The sequence below is a fragment of the Pseudomonas sp. 91RF genome (assembly GCF_003576265.1).
Taxonomy (GTDB): domain Bacteria; phylum Pseudomonadota; class Gammaproteobacteria; order Pseudomonadales; family Pseudomonadaceae; genus Aquipseudomonas; species Aquipseudomonas kribbensis.
This window is the reverse complement of sequence record NZ_QWFC01000047.1, coordinates 1-18,891: the sequence shown is the minus strand read 5'-3', so window position 1 is coordinate 18,891 and position 18,891 is coordinate 1. Positions and strand designations below refer to the sequence as shown.

General features: G+C 62.9%; 20 protein-coding genes. 8 read left to right on the top strand and 12 right to left on the bottom strand.

What is annotated here, in order from left to right; genetic code table 11:
* Position 1 precedes the first annotated feature (1 nt).
* The gene (locus DXT77_RS23415; protein WP_119429374.1) at positions 2-877 is read left to right on the top strand and encodes an alpha/beta hydrolase; all 876 of its coding nucleotides are present in this window, start codon (positions 2-4) and stop codon (positions 875-877) included.
* On the opposite strand, the gene DXT77_RS23410 is transcribed toward DXT77_RS23415, so the two are convergent.
* Together DXT77_RS23410 and DXT77_RS23405 are read right to left on the bottom strand one after the other, a co-directional pair.
* On the bottom strand, positions 871-2,220 hold the full coding sequence (locus DXT77_RS23410; protein WP_119429373.1) for an MATE family efflux transporter: 1,350 nt from the start codon (positions 2,218-2,220) through the stop codon (positions 871-873). The genes DXT77_RS23415 and DXT77_RS23410 overlap by 7 nt on opposite strands.
* Positions 2,221-2,257: 37 nt before the next feature.
* On the bottom strand, positions 2,258-2,551 hold the full coding sequence (locus tag DXT77_RS23405; RefSeq protein WP_085711241.1) for a hypothetical protein: 294 nt from the start codon (positions 2,549-2,551) through the stop codon (positions 2,258-2,260).
* 145 nt (positions 2,552-2,696) lie between these two features.
* On the opposite strand from DXT77_RS23405, the gene DXT77_RS23400 reads away from it, so the two are divergent.
* The 5 genes from DXT77_RS23400 (at position 2,697) to DXT77_RS23380 (ending at position 7,132) form a co-directional block, all read left to right on the top strand.
* A complete protein-coding gene (locus DXT77_RS23400; RefSeq protein ID WP_017336358.1) occupies positions 2,697-2,999 on the top strand; it encodes a MazG-like family protein in 303 nt (100 codons plus the stop codon).
* Positions 2,999-3,748 carry a methyltransferase gene (locus DXT77_RS23395; RefSeq protein WP_119429372.1) on the top strand — a complete coding sequence of 250 codons (750 nt, stop codon included), beginning with the start codon at positions 2,999-3,001 and terminating at the stop codon, positions 3,746-3,748. Before DXT77_RS23400 ends, DXT77_RS23395 begins: the two co-directional genes overlap by 1 nt.
* Positions 3,749-3,760: 12 nt before the next feature.
* A complete protein-coding gene (locus DXT77_RS23390) occupies positions 3,761-4,372 on the top strand; it encodes a DUF4136 domain-containing protein (RefSeq protein WP_119429371.1) in 612 nt (203 codons plus the stop codon).
* Between the two features lie 54 nt (positions 4,373-4,426).
* Positions 4,427-4,984, top strand: a complete 558-nt coding sequence (locus tag DXT77_RS23385) for a DUF4136 domain-containing protein (protein ID WP_119429370.1) — start codon at positions 4,427-4,429, stop codon at positions 4,982-4,984.
* A gap of 150 nt (positions 4,985-5,134) precedes the next feature.
* Positions 5,135-7,132 (top strand): pilus assembly protein TadG-related protein, encoded by a 1,998-nt coding sequence (locus DXT77_RS23380; protein WP_119429369.1) that lies wholly within the window; start codon positions 5,135-5,137, stop codon positions 7,130-7,132.
* On the opposite strand, the gene DXT77_RS23375 is transcribed toward DXT77_RS23380, so the two are convergent.
* Both DXT77_RS23375 and DXT77_RS23370 read right to left on the bottom strand, forming a co-directional pair.
* Positions 7,129-9,879 carry an ATP-binding protein gene (locus DXT77_RS23375; RefSeq protein WP_119429368.1) on the bottom strand — a complete coding sequence of 917 codons (2,751 nt, stop codon included), beginning with the start codon at positions 9,877-9,879 and terminating at the stop codon, positions 7,129-7,131. The two genes, DXT77_RS23380 and DXT77_RS23375, sit on opposite strands and share 4 nt — an antisense overlap.
* Positions 9,876-10,322 carry a TadE/TadG family type IV pilus assembly protein gene (locus DXT77_RS23370; RefSeq protein ID WP_119429367.1) on the bottom strand — a complete coding sequence of 149 codons (447 nt, stop codon included), beginning with the start codon at positions 10,320-10,322 and terminating at the stop codon, positions 9,876-9,878. The genes DXT77_RS23375 and DXT77_RS23370 overlap by 4 nt, the downstream gene beginning before the upstream one ends.
* A gap of 75 nt (positions 10,323-10,397) precedes the next feature.
* On the opposite strand from DXT77_RS23370, the gene DXT77_RS23365 reads away from it, so the two are divergent.
* Positions 10,398-10,868, top strand: coding sequence for a prepilin peptidase (locus DXT77_RS23365; protein ID WP_119429366.1), 471 nt, complete (start codon positions 10,398-10,400; stop codon positions 10,866-10,868).
* A 125-nt stretch (positions 10,869-10,993) separates the two neighbouring features.
* On the top strand, positions 10,994-11,770 hold the full coding sequence (locus DXT77_RS23360; RefSeq protein ID WP_119429558.1) for a response regulator transcription factor: 777 nt from the start codon (positions 10,994-10,996) through the stop codon (positions 11,768-11,770).
* A 49-nt stretch (positions 11,771-11,819) separates the two neighbouring features.
* Here the strand turns inward: DXT77_RS23360 and DXT77_RS23355 are convergent, their stop codons facing one another.
* The 8 genes from DXT77_RS23355 to cpaB form a co-directional block, all read right to left on the bottom strand.
* A complete protein-coding gene (locus tag DXT77_RS23355) occupies positions 11,820-12,092 on the bottom strand; it encodes a DUF3613 domain-containing protein (RefSeq protein ID WP_119429365.1) in 273 nt (90 codons plus the stop codon).
* Positions 12,093-12,108: 16 nt separating this feature from the next.
* Positions 12,109-12,831, bottom strand: coding sequence for a tetratricopeptide repeat protein (locus DXT77_RS23350; protein ID WP_119429364.1), 723 nt, complete (start codon positions 12,829-12,831; stop codon positions 12,109-12,111).
* Positions 12,832-12,846: 15 nt separating this feature from the next.
* A complete protein-coding gene (locus DXT77_RS23345; RefSeq protein ID WP_119429363.1) occupies positions 12,847-13,731 on the bottom strand; it encodes a type II secretion system F family protein in 885 nt (294 codons plus the stop codon).
* 1 nt (position 13,732) lies between these two features.
* A complete protein-coding gene (locus DXT77_RS23340; protein ID WP_114881294.1) occupies positions 13,733-14,617 on the bottom strand; it encodes a type II secretion system F family protein in 885 nt (294 codons plus the stop codon).
* Positions 14,618-14,635: 18 nt separating this feature from the next.
* Positions 14,636-15,904 (bottom strand): CpaF family protein, encoded by a 1,269-nt coding sequence (locus DXT77_RS23335; RefSeq protein ID WP_119429362.1) that lies wholly within the window; start codon positions 15,902-15,904, stop codon positions 14,636-14,638.
* On the bottom strand, positions 15,901-17,091 hold the full coding sequence (locus tag DXT77_RS23330) for a pilus assembly protein (RefSeq protein ID WP_119429361.1): 1,191 nt from the start codon (positions 17,089-17,091) through the stop codon (positions 15,901-15,903). The genes DXT77_RS23335 and DXT77_RS23330 overlap by 4 nt, the downstream gene beginning before the upstream one ends.
* Positions 17,088-18,311 carry a type II and III secretion system protein family protein gene (locus DXT77_RS23325; RefSeq protein WP_119429360.1) on the bottom strand — a complete coding sequence of 408 codons (1,224 nt, stop codon included), beginning with the start codon at positions 18,309-18,311 and terminating at the stop codon, positions 17,088-17,090. Before DXT77_RS23325 ends, DXT77_RS23330 begins: the two co-directional genes overlap by 4 nt.
* Positions 18,312-18,331: 20 nt before the next feature.
* A partial coding sequence (cpaB, locus tag DXT77_RS23320) for a Flp pilus assembly protein CpaB (RefSeq protein WP_119429359.1) occupies positions 18,332-18,891 on the bottom strand: 560 nt, incomplete at its 5' end.

The window sequence follows — 18,891 nt, the reverse complement described above, 5'->3', positions numbered from 1 at the left end:
CATGGCCCACTCTTTACGGCATTGGTTTAGCGCGGTCCTTGCCGGTTTCTTGCTGTTGATACTCAGTGGTTGCTCGCCGCTGAAAATGCTCAACGGCCTGACACCGGACGGTAGCTACGTCAAAACCGCGAGCATTGCCTATGGAGACGATCCGCGTCAGAAGCTCGATGTCTACGTGCCGCGCCATCTGCTCGAAGACGCCCCGGTGGTGGTGTTTTTCTATGGCGGCAGCTGGAACAGTGGCGACCGTGGTGATTACCGGTTTGTCGGCGAGGCGCTGGCCTCCCGGGGCATCGTGACGGTGGTGGCGGACTATCGGTTGTACCCGCAGGTGCGTTACCCGTTGTTTCTCGAGGACGGAGCCCGTGCCGTTGCGTGGACCAAGGCCCACATCCATGAGTTTTCCGGCAATCCCCGGCGGCTGTACCTGATGGGACACAGCTCCGGGGCCTACAACGCATCGATGCTGGCGCTGGATTCGCGCCTGCTGGGCGCGGTCGGAATGTCCCCCGCCGACCTGAGTGGCTGGATCGGCCTGGCCGGGCCTTACGATTTCTTGCCGATCAAGAACCCTGAGGTGCGCCCGGTGTTTTTCTGGCCGGACTCTCCGCCGCAATCGCAGCCGATCCGGCATGTCAGCCACGGCGCGCCACCGGCGCTGTTGATTGCCGCGAGCCGCGACAGTCTGGTCGATTCGACCCGAAATACCGGCGGGCTCGCGCGAACACTGCGCGAGGCCGGCGTGCCGGTGCAGGATTTGTACTATGCCCGGCCCAGCCACGCGACGCTGGTGGCAACTCTGTCGCGACCAATGCGTTGGCTGGCGCCGGTACTGGATCAGGTTGTCGGTTTTATCCGGCACACGCCGTCTCAGTGAGTGGCGCCGGCAAACCAGCCGTCGTTGCGCCGCAATCGCCACGCCAATGTGCCGAGGGTCAGGCTGCGCAGCACCATGAACAGCAGGAAAGATATCCACAGGCCGTGATTGCCCAGCCCGCTCAGCACCCAGGCGAAGGGCAGCAGCAGAGCGACCGTCAACAGCATGCCATTGCGCATTTCCCGGGCACGGGTGGCGCCGATGAACAGGCCGTCCAGCAAGTAGCTCCACACCGCAATCAACGGCAGCACGGCGAGATAGGGCAGATAGATGAACGCGGTTTCGCGCACGCTCTGGATGTCGGTCTGCATTTCGATGAACAAGTGCCCGGCGAACAGAAACAACGCAGCAAAACCCAGGCTCGCCAGCAACGACCAGCCGCCGGCCACCACCAGCGAGCGACGCAGCGCAAGGCGATCGCGGGCGCCAATGGCATGCCCGCACAAGGCCTCGACTGCGTGGGCCAGGCCGTCCAGCGCATGGGCGGTCAGCAGCAGGCCGTTGAGCAGCAGCGCATTGGCCGCGACCGTAGCGTCACCCAGCCGTGCGCCTTGTACGGTGATCAGGAAAAACACCGATTGCAACGCCAGGCTGCGGATGAAAATGTCGCGGTTGACCCCCAGCAGCGGCCGCCAGCTCTGCCACACCTTCAATGCCGCCCAGACGATATGCCCGGGGTAAGCGCGCAAGGCCTTGCGGGTGAGTGCCAGGCCGAGCAGGGCGCCACACCATTCGGCGACCACCGAGGCCCGGGCCGAACCGACCACACCCCAGTCCAGACCAATCACGAACCACAGGTTCAGCACGATGTTGATCAGGTTGGTGGTCAGCAGAATCGCCAGCGGCGCCCGGGCGTTCTGGGTGCCGAGGAACCAGCCGACCAGCGCATAACTGGCCAGCGCCGCCGGCAGCCCGAACAGGCGGGTGTGGAAGAAGTCGCGGGTCAGTTGATTGAGCTCCGGCGATGGCTGCATGAAGTGCAGGGCGACCCCGCTCAGCGGCACCCCCACCGCTCCCAGCAGCAACGCCAGCCCCATCGCCAGCAACAAACCTTGCAGCAGGATCTGCCGCAGCGCCGCACCATCGCTGCGCCCGGCCGCCTGCGCGGCAAACCCGGTGGTGCCCATGCGCAGGAAGCCCATGGCCCAGGCCAGAACGGTGTACAGGCTCGCGCCCACCGCTACCGCGCCCAACTGATGGGCGTGAGGCAGGTGGCCGATGACAGTGCTGTCGACCAGCGCCACCAGCGGCACGGAAATGTTGGAAAGGATCATGGGGGCGGCGAGGGCCCAGACCCGGCGATGGGTCGGGCGGTCGCGCCAGTCGGCGATCAGGTTGGACATGCGGGCTCCTTGGGGAGCGGCATTGTAGCGGGAGGTGTCAGTGAATGATCCAGCTCAGCAGCCACAACCCCAGCAGCAGCCAGATGATCCCGGCAATGATCGATGCATTCATGAACGCGCGGATCGCCGACCACAACAGCATCAACCCGACAATCAGCGCGATGATGCTGATGATCGAAGTGTCCATGCCCAGGGCCTTCGCCAGCCCGTCGACGAAGTTGCCGCCGGCATGGCTCAGCACGTTGAACAGGCCGCTCAGGCCGTCGACGATGAAGCGGATGATCGAGCCGAGCGCCTGGCCCAGCCATTCGAAAAAGCTTTCTACCTGCATGTTTGCATCCTGATGAAAGAGCTGAGCCTTGGGCCGCGCCGGGGGCGGCCGAGTTCCCTGCAAGCATAGAGGGTTTGCCGGGTGGTGGCTGCCCCTTGCCTTCGCGCGGCATCCCCCCGAAGCTATACGCCTTCAGGAGAACCCGATGAACCTTGTTGAACTGACCGAACGCCTGCACGCCATTCGCGACCGCAATGACTGGCGGCAATTTCACAGCCCGAAAAACCTGGCGATGGCCGCCAGTGTGGAAATGTCCGAGCTGGTGGAAATCTTCCAGTGGCTGAGCGAAGACCAGTCGCGGCAACTGCCCGCCGACAAACTGGCCCACGCCGGGCAGGAAGTCGGTGACATCGTCCTTTATCTGTTGCTGCTGTGCAGCGAACTGGGGCTGGACATGAATGAAGTGGTGCGCAGCAAGCTCGCCGACAGCGAACGGCGGTTCAGCTGATGAGCGACCGTCATTTCGATCAGTTGGCGACCCGTTTCGCCGAAAAAATCTACGGCGGCGCCAAAGGCGCGATCCGCCTCGCGGTGTTGCAGGCCGATCTTGCCGAAACCTTGCCGGATCGTCCGTTGCGGGTGCTGGACATCGGTGGCGGCCTGGGCCACATGTCGTTGTGGCTGGCCGAGCGCGGGCACGAGGTGACCTTTACCGAGCCGGCCGAGCCGATGCTCGAAGGCGCGCGTCAGCGTTTCGCCGAGTCCGGGCAGACCGCGACGTTCATACAGGCACCGTGGCAGGAACTGCTCGGGCAACTCACCGAACCCTATGACGTGGTGATCTGCCACGCGGTGCTCGAATGGCTCGCCGAACCCCACGCGATCCTGCCGGTGCTGCATCAACTGACCAAGCCCGGTGGCTGGCTGTCGCTGGCGTTCTATAACCGTGATGCGCTGGTCTATCGCAACCTGCTCAAAGGCCATTTCAAGAAAATGCGCAGGAACGACATGGCCGGCGAAAAACAGAGCCTGACCCCGCAGCAGCCGCTGGACCCACGGGAACTGGCCACGCAACTCGAAGGGTTGTGGCAGGTCGAAACCCAGAGCGGGATACGGGTTTTCCACGATTACATGCCGGTGGAATTCCAGGCCCGTGCCGAGTTGATTGATTTGCTCGAGATGGAGCTCGCCCACCGTCGTCACCCAAGCTTCGCCGGGCTTGGGCGCTACTTGCACTGGATCTGCCGGCCGATCTGATCGGAGCATGAAATGAAAGGTCATTCCGGGTTATTGCTGATCTGTCTGGGGTTGGCCGCGTGCCAGGGCAGCAACCCTTATGTGGCGCAGTCGCGGCCCTTGCCGCCGGCGCCACCGCAAGCCGCGACCACCTTCGACCGCAGCGCTTATCCCGCGCCACCACGGGATTACGGGCGCTACCGCAGTTGGACGTGGCTCAACGGGCGTCTGCCACCCGGCAGCGCCTGGGCGGACTCGGCGCAAGTGGCCGAGGCGGTCAGCAGTGCGCTGGATCAACGCGGCCTGCGCCCGTTGCACGACAATCGCCCGGCCGACCTTTTTGTCAGCGCCAACCTGAGCCTGGAAACCCGCTTGCGTCAGGTCCAGGACGATTACGGTTACTACGGCGGATATGGCGGCTATGACCGTTACGGCCGCGGTTACGGCATGTACAACACGGTGCCGATTGTCCGTACTTATCAGGAGCAGGTCGTGGTGGTGCGGGTCGATCTGTTCGACGCCGGCACCGGCCAGCCGGTCTGGAGTGCCAGCGCCGAAACCGGCACCCAGGGCAACCAGAGTGACCGGGCCGATGCGATCCGCGAGGCTGTCGAAAAGGCCATGTCGGCGTATCCTCCCAGTTAGCTTCCCGTGAACCGGAAGCTCCCTCAGGTTCATGTTTTCCACCGGAGAAAAACCATGTTCCGCCGTTTTGCTTTACTGGCCGTGGCCGCGCTGCTCAGTGCCTGCGCCGCCAACCAGGTCAATCATGACTTCGACGCCAGCCGCGACTTTGCCGCCTACCGCAGCTGGAGCTGGAAAGAACCCGCCCTGCAATACCGCCCCGACGATCCACGGATCAAGAGCGACCTGACCGAACAACGGATTCGCCAGTCGGTCGCCGATCAACTGGACCAGCGCGGCCTGCGTCCTGCCGCTGCGGGCACCAAGGGTGACTTGAATGTGCAAACCTACCTGATCGTCGAGGATCGCCAGCAGCAGGTCACCACCAACTATGGCGGTGGTTGGGGTGGCCCATGGAACGGTTACTGGGGCGCACCGATGTACAACGAAACCCGCAATATCACCTACAAGGTCGCGACGATCCAGATCGACTTGCTCGACGGCAAGGACGGCAAACTGGTATGGCGCGGCAGCGATGAACAGATGCTCAGCCGCACGCCGAACCCGGCGGATCGCAGCAGCGCCATCCATGAAACGGTGACGCGGATTCTGTCGAACTACCCTCCGCGCTAGGTGAGCGCCATGAACGGGAGCCCAAGGGCTCCCGTTTTTCTTTTCCGCACGCACGGCTGGCGCGTTGCCAGCAGTGTCGTTGCGCCGGGTCTACACTGACATCCACCAATGGAGCTTGCGCCCGGCCGTGCGCCGGCAAAGGAGTGCGCCATGTCGCGTCTTTCGCAGTGTCGCGGCCCCGCCCGACAGCGCGGGGCCATCGGCTTGATGGCGGCCGCGACCCTCAGCCTCGCGCTGATCCTGATGTTGCTGGTGGTGGACACCGGCCGTCTGTACATGGAACAGCGCAAATTGCAGCGGCTGGTGGATAACGCGGCGCTGGAAGCGGTCAGCCGTGGTGGCAATTGCCTGCCGGGCCTCACAGCGGCGAGTTACGCGGGGCAAAGTGCGACACGCAACGGTTTTGTCACGGACGCGAACAACGTGCTGGTGGTCGACTGCGGCACCTTGGTGACGGCTTCCAGCGGTTTGCGCACGTTCAGCGTGGATGCCACCCAGGCGGTGGCGGTCAAGGTCGCGGCCAACCACACCGTGACCACCAGTTTCGCTGGCGGCGTGCAGTCACTCTTCAGCGGCACTCCCCTCAGCCTTAACACCGTGCTCTATGCCTCGGCGGTGGCCGCACAACCCCAGCCCACTGTGGCCCAGCTGAATATCCGCAGCAACCTGGCCAACATCAGCACGGCCCAGTCGAGCATCCTCAACCCACTGGTCTCCGGCCTGTTGGGCGGCAGTGTGAATCTGACGGCGGTGGGCTGGAACGGCCTGCTCAACACCGACATCAACCTGCTCAGTTATCTGAATCAACTGGCGATCAACCTCAACGTCGCCGCCGGCAATTACACCCAGTTGCTCAATACTCAGACCACCGTGACGCAATTGATCCAGGCCGCGATTACGGTGGTCCAGCTCAATGGTGCAACCGCCGACGTGATTACCGCGCTCGGGCAATTGCAAGTGGCGGCGATCAATGCCGCGCCACTCAAGCTGGGCGATATCCTGCAGCTGCAGACCGGCACCACGGCGGCCGGACTCGACGCCAATCTGCAACTGCTGCAACTGATCCAGGGCGTGATCCAGCTGGCCAACAGCAACAGCGCGGTGGCCGCCACCCTGCCGATCAGCGTGCTGGGTCTGGCGAATGTCACGGTGCGGGTCAAGGTCATCGAGCCGCCGCAGTTTTCCGCCATCGGCGATCCGGCGCTGGCCAAGGCCAACCCGCTGGGGCCGAACCGGATTTATGTGCGTACCGCGCAGATCCGCACGATGCTCTCGGTGAATCTGCCGGTGTTGTCCGGGGTGACCGGGCTGACCAACGCCGTGCTGGGACTGGTCGGAACCCTGACTCCGACGCTCAATGCGTTGCTCAGCCTGAACCTGGTCGCGACCCTGAATTCGGTGGGTTGTCTGCTCGGCGCCGGTTGCCAGCAATTGGACCCATTGCTGCTGCCTTCGCCTGAAATCGACATCAGCCTCGATGCTGGCGGGGCCACCAGTTACGTCACCGATTACAGTTGCCCCACCGGCAACACCGGGACCAAGAGCCTGACGGCCCATACCATTACCTCCGTTGCCGATCTCAAGGTGGGCAAGATTGACCCGACCAACGCGTTTTCTTCCTCTGCCGAGCCGACAGTCACCCCGTTGCCGCTGGTGGATCTGGGCACCGTGACCTGCCACAAGATTCTGGGGATCGGCAGTTGTGACGAAAGCACCCATGTGCAATACGGCGCCGGCGGCATCGCGATCATGGTCAACACCAGCGTGGCGCAGAACACTCAGGATCTGGTGTTTTCCAGCGGCACGCCGTTCCCCACGCCACCCAACCTGAAACTGCCGCCGAGCGTGATTTCCGCTGCGCCCACCAGCAATATCGTCAACAGCCTGGCGAGCACGCTGGCGGGGATCAACCTGATCGTCTACAAACCCCAGGGCAGCAACCCGCTGGGGGCTATCGTTACCGGTGTCGCCAGCCTGATCAGCGATGTGACGACGATCCTGCAACCGTTGATCACCAATCTGGTCAGCCCATTGCTCGACCCGTTGCTGAACAACCTGCTCAAGAGCCTGGGCATCAATCTGATGGACGTGGACGTCGGCGCCAACATGACCTGCGGCCAGACGGGCAAGGCTTACCTCGTCATCTAGTCATCGGGTGCAATCGGCAGCTCGATGCAGAACCGCGCACCTTCTGCCGAGTTGCGCACGCTCAGATGGCCGCCCATGTTTTCGATGATCCCGTAACTCACCGACAACCCCAGACCGGTGCCGACACCCACCGGTTTGGTGGTGAAGAACGGTTCGAAGATCCGCTCCAGCAGACGCGGATCGATACCGCCACCGTTGTCCTCGACCCACAGCCGCACCTTTTCTTCATCCCGTTCGGCGTAAATCGAAATCCACGGTTTGAAGCCTGACTCGGACTCGCGCTTGCCCAGCAACGCATCCCGGGCATTGACCATCAGGTTGATCAACACCTGCTCCAACTGATCGACGTAACCGCGCACCTGAACCTCGAACGGGGTTTCACTGATGCGCAAATCCACGCCTTTGCCGCGCATGCCTTCGGCCAGCAGCGACAGCGTGCCTTCGATGGCGCTGGCGGGGTTGAACAGCTGTTGTTCGATTTCCGAGCGACGGCCGAACACCCGCATGTGGTCCACCACTTTTGCGGCACGCTGGACCTGGGCGTCGATGCGGTTGAGCTTGTCGGTCAGGTAGTCGATCTGCACATCGCCGTTGCTCAGGCGCTTCTGCACGTTGACGATGGCCATGCGCATGACGTTCAGCGGCTGATTGATTTCGTGGGCGAGACCTGTGGCCATTTCGCCGAGGGTGGCCATTTTCGCGCTCTGGGTGAGTTGCTGCTGGGAGCGGCGCACTTCGGTGTTGTCGCGGCCGACGGCCTGCACTTCGATCAGTTTCCCGTGCTCATCGAACACGCCGCGATCCGACCACACCCACCACGCATGTTCGCGCCCCGGCAATTGCAGATTGATTTCGGCGGTGCTGACGGGGGACTCCGGGGTCAACAACGTCAGTCGCTCGACGAAGTCTGCGCGTTGTACGTCCGACATCCAGCTGCCCAAATTGACTCCGGGTAATTCTTCGGGCGCGCATTCCAGATACTTCGCCAGCGGCTGGTTGCCGAAGGTCAGTATCAGGTCCGGGCGATAACGACAAATCATCGCCGGCGAGTCCTCCACCAGAATCCGGTAGCGCTCTTCACTCTGCCTGACCTGTTCGGTGGCCAGCGTGGCCTCGGTGACGTCCAGCCAGAGTCCAACGGCCTCCACCGGCAACCCGAGGTCGTTGCGCAGCAGGCGGGCTTCGTCGAGCAGCCAGTGATAATCACCGCGACTGTCGCGCAGGCGATAGCGGGCGCGTACCGAACCTTCGCGCAACAGCTGCCGGGTGCGTTCGAAATACAGCGCCCGGTCATCCGGGTGGATCCGCTCCACCAGCGCACCGGCATCGCAGTCTTCCAGACTCCAACCCAGCAAGGGTTGCAGACTGGCGCTGAAAAACGCTGGCAGCAATGCGCCTTCGACGTAGTGCTGGACGTAGATGACCGCCGGTGAACTGGCGATCAGGTTGTCCAGTCGCGCATGGGCCGCAGCGGCCAGTTGCTGCTGGTTCTTGATGTCGCTGATGTCCAGCATGAAGCCCGCCAGCCGGCGGTGATCGCCGGTGCCGCTGACCTGCCCCTGAAGGCGATACCACGCCGGCGCCTGACTGGCGTCGTTAGGATGCAGGCGTACGCAAAGGTCGAGGATTTCCCCATGCATCTGCAGGGCCTGCAGGCGGCTGCGCACTTCTTCGCGGTCGGCGGGGTGGATCAGGTTCAGCCAGTGTTCCAGGGTCAGCGTCGAGCTGTCCTGTTGCAGGATGGCGGCCAGCGTCGGGGCCAGTTGGATGTGTTCGCCAGCGCTGCCGATTTCCCACCAACCGGTGCCCAGCAATGTCTGCAACGACTCGAGGCGCTCCAGTTGCAGTTGATGCTGCTGCTCACGCAAACGCCCGAGCAACGGCCCCGCCAGAGCGCCGGCCAGCATCAGCCAGTCACGGTCGGTCAGATACGGCGCGGTCTTGTCGACTGCGTAAAAGCCGCAGAGCAACCACGCCATGACGCCTCGATCATCGCTGTAGGGCACGGCGAAACCCTCGGCATTGCCGAACAGCCCCTGCACCCGTGAATGTTCATATTGGCCGTAATGCGCGCCGAGGCGTTGCGGGCCGGTGCCGTTGAGACTGTCCAGCGGCGTACCGAGGCGCTGGCCGTCGTGCCACAACGCGGGTGCGTCGTGGGCGTGGAACTGGCAGTGAACCTGCCACACCTGTTCCTGCTCATTGAGCAAGGCGAGCGCCACACAGGGGATCTGCCAGCGCTGAGCGATGATCTGCAGCTGTTCGCTGACGACCACTGGCAGTCGTCCCAGGCTGCAACTGCGCAACTGCTTGCTGATCTGCCCGGCAATCCCGTGGCACGCCTCGCGTTGATGGGCTTGCCGGCGTTCGGACAAGAGGTCGGCAATGTCGATCAGTTGCAGCAGCCAGCCGTTGCCCAGAGGCTGGGCCCAGCCGCGCAGGTGCAGGGTCTGTTCGCCCAGACCGGGGAAATCCAGGTCCAGCAGCAGCCCTTGCCATTCCTGAGGCCGGCCTTCGATCGCCAGGGTGCTGTGGGGTAGCAGTAAATCGTGCAGCGGCAACGGTTTGTCATGGGGCATCTGCTGTGCCAGCAACAGGCGCAAGGGGCCGGCCATCTGCAACACGGCGCCTTCGCCATCGAGGTACAGGTGCAGGCCCGTCGCGGGTGAGCCGAGCACGTCCGGCAGGTCGCCGGCCAGCGGCGCGCGCTTGAGCAGGCGGCCGAAGAGATTGTCCCCGGACGTCAAAATTTCAGGCTCGAGCTGGCGGTCAGGTTGGTGGGCAGGCTGGGGACGGCGCCGACGCCCGGCAACACCAGAAACGGAATGACCTGATTGAGTTTGCTGACGGGGTAATTGACGCTGACCGTGAGCGTACCTTGCGTCGTGTCATAGATCGCTGAAGTGTCCACGCCGACCACCACGTTCAGGGCGCTGGGCAGGCCTGAAAACTGCTGGGTCAGGGCGGCGTTGGCGGTGTTGACGACAACTGTCGAGTAGTTGGGCGTCGTGGGATCGACCGCCACGCTGCGCCGTACCGCTTCGGCCGTGGCCTGATTGAACGTCTGCATCAGCACGAACGGCAGGGCATAGCTGACCAGGCCGTAAAACACCGCGAAAAAGATCACGAACACCAGGGCGAATTCGATCGCCACCGCGCCTTTTTGCGCCTTCCGAGAGCCGGTTTTCATCCGTGCGTCTACCCTGACAGTCACTGCGTAGTATCAGCATAGAATCATTCAGCCAAAACGGACGGTTTTTACCGGATGCAAAGCCTTGTTCTTCTGATCTGGTTGACCTTGTGTGCGGCCCAGGATGCCCGGCAACGAAGGATCGCCAACGCCATGACGTTGGGTGTTGGCGCTCTGGCACTGGTTTATCTGCTGTATTTCGGAACGACCTGGACCGGTGCCGCAGCGAAGCAGGGCGGCTGGGCCTGTCTGGTGGCACTGGCGTTCACCCTGCCGGGGTATTTCATGGGGCGCATGGGGGCCGGCGATGTGAAATTAATGACAGCCCTCGGTCTTGCGACGGACGGTGTGTCGTTGCTCGGGATTTTTATCGGCGCCGGCGTCGCAAGCGTCGTCTGGATCCTGCTGGCGCCAAGAGTCTGGCTGCATATGAGTCAAGGGCTTAGGCATCGTCTTCGATATATGGCGCCATCCATGTCAAAAAAGCTGCCATTTGCGCCGTTCGTGCTGATCGGTTTCCTGCTTGTACTACCTTGGATCCATTAGTCGCCAAACGCCACTAGTCTTATGTACATAGTCGGAAAGTGCGTCTACTTTCAAAGGTACTGGTTATACGGCCAACGGCTGACAGTACAGGAATGGTCAGTTTTGGCCCGGGCATGGAGTGGCACGTGAACAAGCTTACATCTGCGGTAAAAGTCCTCGTTGTCGATGATCAGCCATTGATCGTCGAGGAGCTCTGTGAGTTTCTCGAGAGCAACGGCTATCGCTGTGTCCCCTGCGGGTCCGGCAAAGAGGCCGTCGAGCGTTTTGCCGAGGATCCGGCGATCGGTCTGGTGCTGTGCGATCTGCACATGCCGGACCTCGACGGCATCCAGCTGGTGCAGGAACTGCAGCGACAGGCCGGCAAGGCGCGGGTGTTCGAGGCGATCATGCTCACCGGCCGCGCCGACAAACAGGATGTGATCAAGGCGTTGCGCGCCGGGATTGCCGACTACTACCAGAAACCCGTCAACCTGGACGAACTGCTCGAAGGTCTGCAGCGCCAGGAGGCGGTGCTGCAGGAGCGGCAGAAAACCCTGCAATTGGGGCACCTGAATCAGAAACTGCAGGACCTGTCGTCGTCCATCGATGATCTGTATCAGGATCTGGACAAGGTGCGCCGCGGGCCGGCTCCCGTCAGTGAGCAGGCACCGGGTGACACCGACGCGCTGGAGATCCCGGCCATCTTCAATCAGTTGTCACCGCGGCAACTGGACGTGGCGCGTCTGGTGGGCAAGGGGCAGACCAATTACCAGATCGCCTGCGAGCTGGGCATCACCGAAAACACCGTCAAGCTTTACGTCTCGCAAGTGCTGCGCCTGACCCACATGCACAACCGCACCCAACTGGCGCTGGCCTTGTCGCCGAGTGCGGCGGCTTTGCGTCAGCGAGTCACGGAGCACTAGCCGGGCTTCGCGGCCGTCAGAGATAAACGACTGACGGCCACCTCGCACCTCAGTTCTTCGTGTCGATCTTGCCGCCGGCATCCTGGTCATAGAAATCAGGGATGTCATATTTGTACTTCTTCAGCCAGCGCTGCATGGCCAGTTCACGTTCGGTGGCCGTGGCCGCCTGCGGATCGGGGGACGCGGCCTTGTTGCGGCTTTGCAGCAGCAGCCAGCCTTCGGTTTCCTGTTGTTGCGCCGAGGCCGGGCCGGCGTCGATGGCCAGCGCAGCGAGCGGCAGGCTCAGCAGGCTCAGGCAGCAAAGTGTCTTGCAGATGTTCATGTGGCCTCCTTGAAGATCACTTGATCGGCGCCGCCAGCGGGTCGGCGGCCACCGCAACCTGATTGCCGGTTGCAGGTTTGGCCTTGATCGGGGACTTGAGTTTTTCCGCCCGCTCCTGAGCGTCGGTGAACTGTTCCGGGGTCAGGTGCGCGCGACTGACGATTTCGGCGGCCTGCTGCCAGTTGTTCTGGTAGATCAGCAAAGTGATCAGGTTCAGCGTCGCCAGTTGATTGTTCTGCTTGAGCTCGATGGCTGTGAGGAACTCGAAGCGCGCGTCTTCGAGCCGCAGCTGATTGAGGTACACCACGCCTAGATCGTTGTGGATGTTTTCATTGGTCGGCGCCAGTCGAACGGCCCGTTGCAAGTGCGCCTGCGCCTGGCCGTTATCGCCGCGTGCGGCATACAACTGACCCAGACCGTGTTCGGCGTCAGCACTCAGGCAAGTGCCGAGCAGGCCGCGATAAAGCGGTTCGGCTTCGCTGCGCCCCAGCAGACGATAGACCTTGGCCTTGCGCAGACGCACCTCCACGAGGTTGTCGGGCAGGCCCTGCAGGTTGGCCAGGCTGGCGTGCAGCTTGCCGTCATTGGCCAGATCGTCCACCAGATTCAGCGACAGTTCCTGCTCGGCGCTCAGCTTGCTGCAATTGGTCGGCGCCAGCATGGCGGTCCACGGCGCCTGACCATCGGTTGCGCAACCGCCCAGCAGCAACAGGCTTGCCACCACCATCAGTGCTTTCATCAAACGCTCTCCATGTCAGGACGCAAACGCCCGGGTGATTGCGGTAAATCCGGGGCCCGCCAGTACGATCAGCAAGGCCGGAAACAGGAACAGCATCATGACCACCGACATCTTCGCCGACATCTTCGAGATGTATTCCTGCAAGCGCGTCAGGCGTCGGTCATCCAGCAGCTGTTTGAGCGCCAGCAGCGATTTCATCGCGCCGCCGCCCTGTTGAATCAGCTGTTGCAGGATCACGCAGGTGTCGGTGAACTCATCCACCGCCAGCATCACCGCCGACTTGTTCAGCTCCTGGCCCAGCTCCAGCCCCGAGTCGACGCGGGCCAGGATCAGGCGCAATTCGCTGGTCAGTTCCGGCAGCAGCTTCTGCCCCTCGATGCTCAACACGCGCAGTGCCTGTTCGACCGCCATGCCGGACTCGAACAGGATGCGCAGCAGAGGAATGAACGTCGAAACCTCCACCGAAATGATTTTTTGCCGCCGGGCGGCGGCATAGGCCAGCAGGCGCTTGGGCAACAGGTAGCCCAGACCGGTGGCGAACATCGGCACCAGCCAGCCCTTGGGCGCCTGGGGAAAGAACACTTCCTGCAGAAACAAACCGATGCCCAGTGCCAGTATCGGCGTGCCGATCTGGCACGCGGCAAACAGCGAACGCTCACTGGCCCGGCGCCAGCCGAGACGGTTGAGCAGGGTCTGGGTTTCGCTGTCCATGCTCACCGAACGCTGACCGAACCGACTGTTGCCCAGCGCTCGCAAAAAGCTGCGCAAACGGCTCTCGCGCACCAGATGGCCCTGCAGGCGCTGGTTGACCTGACGTACCCGGCGACGTTCGGTCAGCAAATGGTTGCCGACCAGCAACAGCGCCCCGAGCAGCAGCATGAGACTGGCCAGGATCACCATCTCAGACACTCCTCAACATGCGCCACAGCGCCAGGCTGCCGATGACCTGCAACACCACCGCGATGATCAGCATGGTCTGGCCGCCGGGGTCTTTCCACATGCCGAGCATGTAACCGGGATTTGTCAGCATGAAGTAGCTGACGATGATCACCGGCAACGAGCCGAGCACCCATGCGGTCAGGCGGGTTTCGCCGGTGAGGGCACGCAATTGCCGGGCACCCTGATCGCGTTCGCGGATCAGTTTGATCAGGTTTTCCAGCAACTCGCTGGCATTGCCGCCGTAGCGGTGATTGACCTTCAGGCCCAGGGCGAACATGCGCAGTTCGTCCTGTTCGTAGAGCTCGGCAAAGTCGCTCACCGCGTCCGGCAGGTTCACGCCCAACTGCACGTTGCGCTGGACCCGGCCCATCGCGGTCTTCAGCGGATCCTCGCTGGAGTCGATGCCGCCCAGCACCGCGTCGTTCAGGGTGCGTCCGGATTTGAGGCTGCGCACGGTGTGGTCCAGCAGTTGCGGCAGTTGCTCGATCATGCGGTTGAGCCGGCGGCGGTACAGCCACGCGATGTACAGGCGCAACACCAGGGGCGGCGCCAGCATCATGATCAACAGACCGATCCACTCGGCGGTCAGGTAACCCAGCATCATCGCGATGGCCCATAACGCCAGCCACAACCCCAGACGCTCGCCAGGGCGACCCAGGCCGGCCCGCAGGAACATGCGTTCGAGCCCCGTCCACGTAGTTTTGCCGGGCGCTGTCTGCGGTTGCCCGGCAGCCAGTCGGGTGAGCACCCGTTCGTTGGCGGTCTTGCGCACGCCATGCAGAAACAGGCGAATCGACAGCCCCAGCAGCATCAGGCAAATGACGATGAGAATCACCGGCCCCATCATGACGAAAGCTCCATGCGCTCAGCCCAGGCTCGACTCGTGCCGCAACTTGTCGCCGGCCGGGTTGACCGCTTCACGCAGGAAGCCGAACCCGGTGCGTCGATCGAGGCGGAACAACGTGTTGGTGACGTAGATGTCTTCACGCACGCCGACCACTTCCACCACCTCGCTCACGCAGCGGCGGCCGTCGGGCATGCGGGTCAACTGGATGATCATGTCGAGCGCGGCGCAGATCATTTGCCGCAACGTGCGCTCGGCCACCGTGCGACCGGTCAGGCCGACCAGGGTTTCCAGACGCAGCAACGCATCCTGGGCATTGTTGGCGTGGACCGTGCTCATCGAACCGTCGTGGCCGGTGTTCATCGCCGTGAGCACGTCGAGCACTTCGACGCCACGGATCTCGCCGAGGATGATCCGGTCCGGGCGCATCCGCAGGGCGTTGCGGATCAGGTCGCTGGCCTTGACCTCGCCATGACCTTCGGCGTTCGGCGGCCGGGTTTCCAGGCGCACCACGTGCGGGTGGCCAAGTTGCAGTTCGGCGACGTCCTCGATGGTCACCAGCCGTTCATGGGGGTTGATCAACTGACTGAGAATGTTCAACAACGTGGTCTTGCCGGTACCGGTGCCGCCGCTGATCAGGATGTTGCAGCGCTTGCCCACCGCTTCCTGCAGGCAATCGAAGATCGCCAGGTCGATGGTCTGCATGGCGATCAGGTCGCTGCTCTTGAGCATGTCCTTGCGGAATTTCCGGATTGACAGACACGGCCCGTCGAGGGCGATCGGCGGGATGATCGCGTTGACCCGGCTGCCGTCGGGCAGGCGCGCATCGACCATCGGCGACGACTCGTCGAGCCGTCGCCCGAGCGGCGCGAGAATGCGCTGCATGACCCGTTCGACGTGATGCGCATCGATGAAGCGCAGGTCGCTCTGGTGCAGCACGCCATCGCGCTCGATGAACACCCGGTGCGGGCCGTTGACCAGGATCTCGGTCACGGCGCTGTCGCGCAGCAACACTTCCAGTGGGCCGAAACCGGTCAGTTCATCGACGATTTCTTCCGCCAGACGCTCCATCTCGTAACGGGAAATCGCCAGGTGCAGACGGGCGATGTACTCGGCGACCTTGTCGGTGACGAACTGCGCCAGCAACTGCCGCGAACCTTCGAGCAGGTTTTTCCCGGACTCCTCGATGGCATCGATGATGTAGCGATGCAGGACCAGTTTCAGGCCTTCGTGGTCGGTGTTGCCCGACTGACCGCGAGCCGGGGCACCGAAGAGTTTTTCCGGACTCATGAGCTGCCTCGCAACCGGTCGAACCAGGTGACCTTGGGTTTGACCAGGCCTTCGGAACGTCTGGCCAGTCGTTCGCCAAGCGCCCGCAGGCTCTGGGTGAGCTTTTCCCGGGGAGCCAGTTCAAACAGGCTGACGCCCTGATTCTTGGCATTCAGACGCAGCTCCGGACTCAGGGCCAGCACGGCGATCACTTCCAGATTGAACGTCTTGCCGAGGGTATCCGCATCCGGCGCGACGTTGCTCAGATAGCGGTCGACCAACAGCCGTCCGTGATCGAGCTTCATGCCTTTTTCCCGCCACAGGTTGAACACCGCAAGGTTGCGTCGGCAGTTGAGGACGTTCTGGTCGGTGTACCAGATCAGCTTGTCGCAATGGCTGACGAAGGTGCGCAAGGCTTCGCTGTCAGGCTGGCCGGTGAGGTTCACGACAATGTGCTGGAAGTGCTGGCGCAAGGCACTGAGCAACATGTACAGCTCGGCGGCGCTGGTGCTCTCCAGCGGCTCGTCATTGTCGGCGTACGCGAGAATCCGCAGCCCGGCTTCGGCGCTGGTGAAGGCGCTGTCGATCAGCGTCGCATCGAGCCTGCGCAAATGGCGCAAGGCATCGCCGAAGTGGAACGAGCTCTCCAGCCCCAGCAGCGCCAGGCTGTCACCACGGGGCAGGCCGAGATCCAGCAGCAGCGTCTGTTGCCCGCTCTTTTGCACCACCAGCGCCATATGGTTGGACAACAGCGCGCCGTCGGAACTGCTCTGCACGCCGTATAGCACCGTCAGGCCACCCAGTTGCGTGTTGTGGGTCACCGGTGGCATGCGTTTGCTCAAGCGGCGTACCAGCCCGGCCACTTCGCTGGAGCGTGAACCGTAGGCGACAAAATCCCGTGCCCCGGCGCGCATGGCGTTGAGCACCAACTGATTGTCCATGCCGTCGCCGAGGGCGACGATCGCCAGCATCGGCTTGGCTTCCAGCGCACCTTCGATCAGCGCGCTCTGGGCCACCACGTGTTCACGGTCGAGGCCGACGAACACCAGGCTGGCGAAGGTGACATCCACCAGCGCGAGCAATTCATCGAGGCTGCCCGTACCGGCGCTGACCACTTGCCCCAGCGGCGCGAGCGCACTTTGCAGCCACTCCAGATCAGTGGTGTTGCGGGTGATGGCGAGAAAGGTCTGGCTCAGGTTCTGGCTCATTGGGACAACCCGCTGCGTTTGTCGAAGTTGCCGTTTTCCATGAAGAACATGCGGTAGAAGTTCGGGTCGTAGTTGCGCAGTTTTTCTCCCGGCAGCGACGGCAGTTGCGCTTCCGCCGACAGTGGACGTACCAGATGGGGGGTGACGATCATCAGCAGCTCGCGCTCTTCGCGTTTGATCTGCGAACTCTTGAAAAACGCTCCGAGCACCGGGATATCGCCCAGCCCCGGAAACTTGTCGACCTGGGAGCTGTTGGTAGTGCTGATCAGGCCGCTGATGACAAAGCTCTCGCCATCGGCGAGGGAAATGCTGGTGTCGGTGCGGCGGATGGTCAGGGCCGGCACCGTGGTGCCGGCGATCTGCACCGCATTGCTGAAGTCCAGTTCGCTGACTTCCGGTGCGACTTTCAGGGCGATGCGGTCGTGGCTGATGATCGTGGGCGTCAGGGTCAGACGGATGCCGAACTCCTTGTATTCGATGGACACGCTGTCGCTGCCGGCGCTGGGTACCGGAATCGGAATCTGCCCACCGGCGAGGAAGCTCGCGCTCTGCCCGTTCAACGCCACCAGGCTTGGCCGCGCCAGGGTGTAGGCGAAGCCGCTGCCTTCAAGCGCGTTGATGATCGCCATGGTATTGCCGCCGATCCACGAGAAGTTGAACAGCGAGTTGTCCACCGGCAGTCGCGGTTGCGGCACGCCATCGATGGGCGGCAGTGTTCCGGGGGAGCCGAACAGGAAGTTGCCGCGGGTGCCGATCAGCTTGGCCGAGGCCTGTTTGAGCTTGGTACGGCTGACTTCGACGAATCGAATATCGGTCTGGACCTGCGAAGGCAGCTGCGCGTCATCTGAAGGCAACGGACCGGCGCCGGTGAGGGCGTTCGTGGCGGCACCCTGGACAAATACCATGCTCTGGCGCGGTTCGCTGGAGCAGCCGGTCCAGACCATCAGGCTGGTGGCACCGGGGGCCACGCCCGTGAGCAGGAACGACGAGTTGCCGGTGGCGTGCACGTCGGCGATTTTCGGATCGCCAATGGCCAGGCGGGTGATTGCCACCGGCGATTGCAGATCCCTTTGCCAGCCTTCATTGACTTCGATTACCGGCGGCAAGCGGCTCAGGGCCGAACAGTTGCCGTTGGCTGCCTGGGCGGCGTTGATCGACAGTCCCGTCAACAGCAAGGCCCGGAGCAGGGGATTGAAGGTCGGCCAGAAACGACTCTGCATGCACTTGGATCCTTGCTCTGTCATGGATTCTGTTGGGTGATCTGATTGCCGCGAATCACTTCCACCGCCGGCCGCGCTGCGCCGCTGTGCTCGCCGCTGGACGGGATTTTCGGCGCGGCGCCCAGCGCAAGCTGGGTGAACTGAAAGAGTTGGCTGTTGGCGGCCACCAGTTTGTCCGGTGCCTGGTTTTCGCCGGCCCAGTATTTGGCCAGGCGCTGTTCCTCACTGCTGCGCACGGCCAGGCGCAAGGTCCCGACCTGGGTGGCGAGCATCATCCGGCTCAGCAGTTGTTCGGGCACCGCCAGCACCACGGTGCGCGCAGTGAGCCGGCGCTGATCCTGTTTGAGCTTGTCGTCGGTGCTCAGCGCAGGCGTGGCCGGCTGACCGTCGTTGGTCAGGCCGTATTGTTCGCCGACGCCGAGTACGCGCATCGCCGGCACCACAATCTGCGCCGACTGCTGCGGGTTGCTGGCGTCCTGGCGCAGGTACAGCAACACATCGACGTAATCGCCGGGAATCAGTTGCCCGGCGGCACCGATCACTTCATCGACCGACACCGCCCTGTCTCTTATACACATCT